At 72.0% G+C, this 1731-nt stretch carries 3 protein-coding genes; all 3 read left to right on the top strand.

The features are described 5' to 3' along the window. Positions 1-607, top strand: a 607-nt coding sequence (locus tag AX737_RS18115) for a type II and III secretion system protein (RefSeq protein WP_197430625.1), incomplete at its 5' end; no start/stop codon positions are given. A gap of 98 nt (positions 608-705) precedes the next feature. Next, positions 706-1074, top strand: a complete 369-nt coding sequence (locus AX737_RS18110; protein WP_156453816.1) for a hypothetical protein — start codon at positions 706-708, stop codon at positions 1072-1074. Positions 1075-1134: 60 nt separating this feature from the next. Further along, positions 1135-1524 carry a hypothetical protein gene (locus AX737_RS18105; protein WP_066923870.1) on the top strand — a complete coding sequence of 130 codons (390 nt, stop codon included), beginning with the start codon at positions 1135-1137 and terminating at the stop codon, positions 1522-1524. The last annotated feature ends 207 nt before the right edge of the window (positions 1525-1731 follow it).

Genomic DNA, 1731 nt, shown 5'->3' with positions numbered 1-1731 from the left:
GAGCGCGCGCATCGGCAACGCGCTCCGGGTCGATGCGGTGCTGCGCGCGCTCCAGGGCGTGACCAAGGTGAAGGTGATCTCCTCGCCCTACCTCACGGTGCTCAACGGCAAGCAGGCGCGGCTCGTCATCGGCGACCAGATTCCCTACGCGCAGCGCTCGCAATCCGCGAACAACCTCGGCAACACCACGGTCACGCAGGAGATCGTGATCAAGGATACCGGCATCATCCTCGACATCACGCCGCAGATCCACGTGAACAACTCCGTGGCGCTGAAGGTCAACCAATCGGTGAGCACGCCCTCGCAATCGGTGCTCGCCGGGAACCTGACGCCGGTCATCTCCACCCGCAGCGTCGAGTCCGACATCCTGCTGCAATCCGGCCGCACGGTGCTGCTCGCCGGCCTGATCCAGGACCGCCTGGAGCAGCAGGAGGACGGGGTGCCGGTGCTCAAGACGGTGCCGGTCGTGGGCGACTTCTTCAAGCAGAAGGTCGACAACGTCCGCCGGGTCGAGCTGATCCTGCTGCTCACCCCGCGGGTGACCCGCAACGCCTCGCAGATCGAGGATCTCGCCCGCCTGCTGCAGGAGCAGGTCCACACCCGCTGACGCGCCGCCGGGAGCCGGACATTGGAACAGGATCTCAGGGTCGGCATGCGATGGCCGGGGCGAGCCGCCCGGCGCGGTCCATCGCGGTGACGTGCGCGATGCCCCGCTTCATCCTGTGCGGGCTGGTCGGCCTGAGCCTCGGCGGCGTGCCGGCCCTGGCGGCGGATCCCGGGCGCCCGCCCGCTCCTCCGCCCGATGCCCTCTATCCGGCCCCGACGCTTGCGCCGGGACTTGCGCCCCCGGTCCTCCTGCCGCCTCCGCCGCCGGCGCTCCTGCCGCGCCCGCTCGTCGACGCGATCGATCTGCGGACCGGGCGCTGCCTCGCGGGTTTCGCGCCCGATGCGGCCGGCTTCTGCCGGCGCCACGACGACCCTCCGATCGTCTGCCCGGAGCCGGACCTGTGCGGTGCGGGGCCGCCGAGCCTCACGCCCTACGGCATCGGGCCGGCGCTGCGCCTGAACTACTAGAAGACCTGCGCCCGCGCGGACGCCTGCCCGCCCCCAGGACCATTCCCCTCCGGAGTTCGCATGAGATTCATCGGCCTCGCGCTCGCCCTGGCCTGCGGCACGGCCTCCGGTGCGGAGGCGCGGCACGCGGCTCCGCCGCGCGACCTCGAATGCCGCGACATCCGCCGCCTGGGCGACAATTTCCTGCTCGACCTGCGCATCCGGCTGGTGTTCTCGCGCGCCCGGCACAGCTACGTCCGGCTCGAGAATACCGGACGCGGCTGGCAGCCGGTGGCGGAGCGCCCCTACCTCGCCGTCGAGCCGACCCGGATCGTGCTCGCGGACAACCCCTCCTTCACCACCTACATTGAGCGGCTGACCGGCGACTACTATCACGTGGACCGCACCGGCGCCGGCCTCTCCGTCTGGGGCCGCTGCGCCCTCGTGGGCGGTCTGAACCGGCTGTTCTAGCCCGGGACCCGGAGGTGCCGCGGCGCGCCGGGTCAGCGGCGCCGGTCGAGGGCACGGCGATCCTCGGCCTCGATCTCCCGGCGACGCTCCGCCTCCCGCGCCGCATCGCGCCGCAGATCCTCCCGCCGTTCGAGGGCCCGCCGGTCGTCTTCGCGCAAGTCGTCGCGGCGCAAGTCGTCGCGGCGCAAGTCGTCGCGGCGCAAGTCG

The organism is Methylobacterium sp. CCH5-D2, from assembly GCF_001556475.1.
Classification (GTDB): Bacteria; Pseudomonadota; Alphaproteobacteria; order Rhizobiales; family Beijerinckiaceae; genus Methylobacterium; species Methylobacterium hispanicum.
This window is presented reverse-complemented; position numbering and strand designations above follow the sequence as displayed.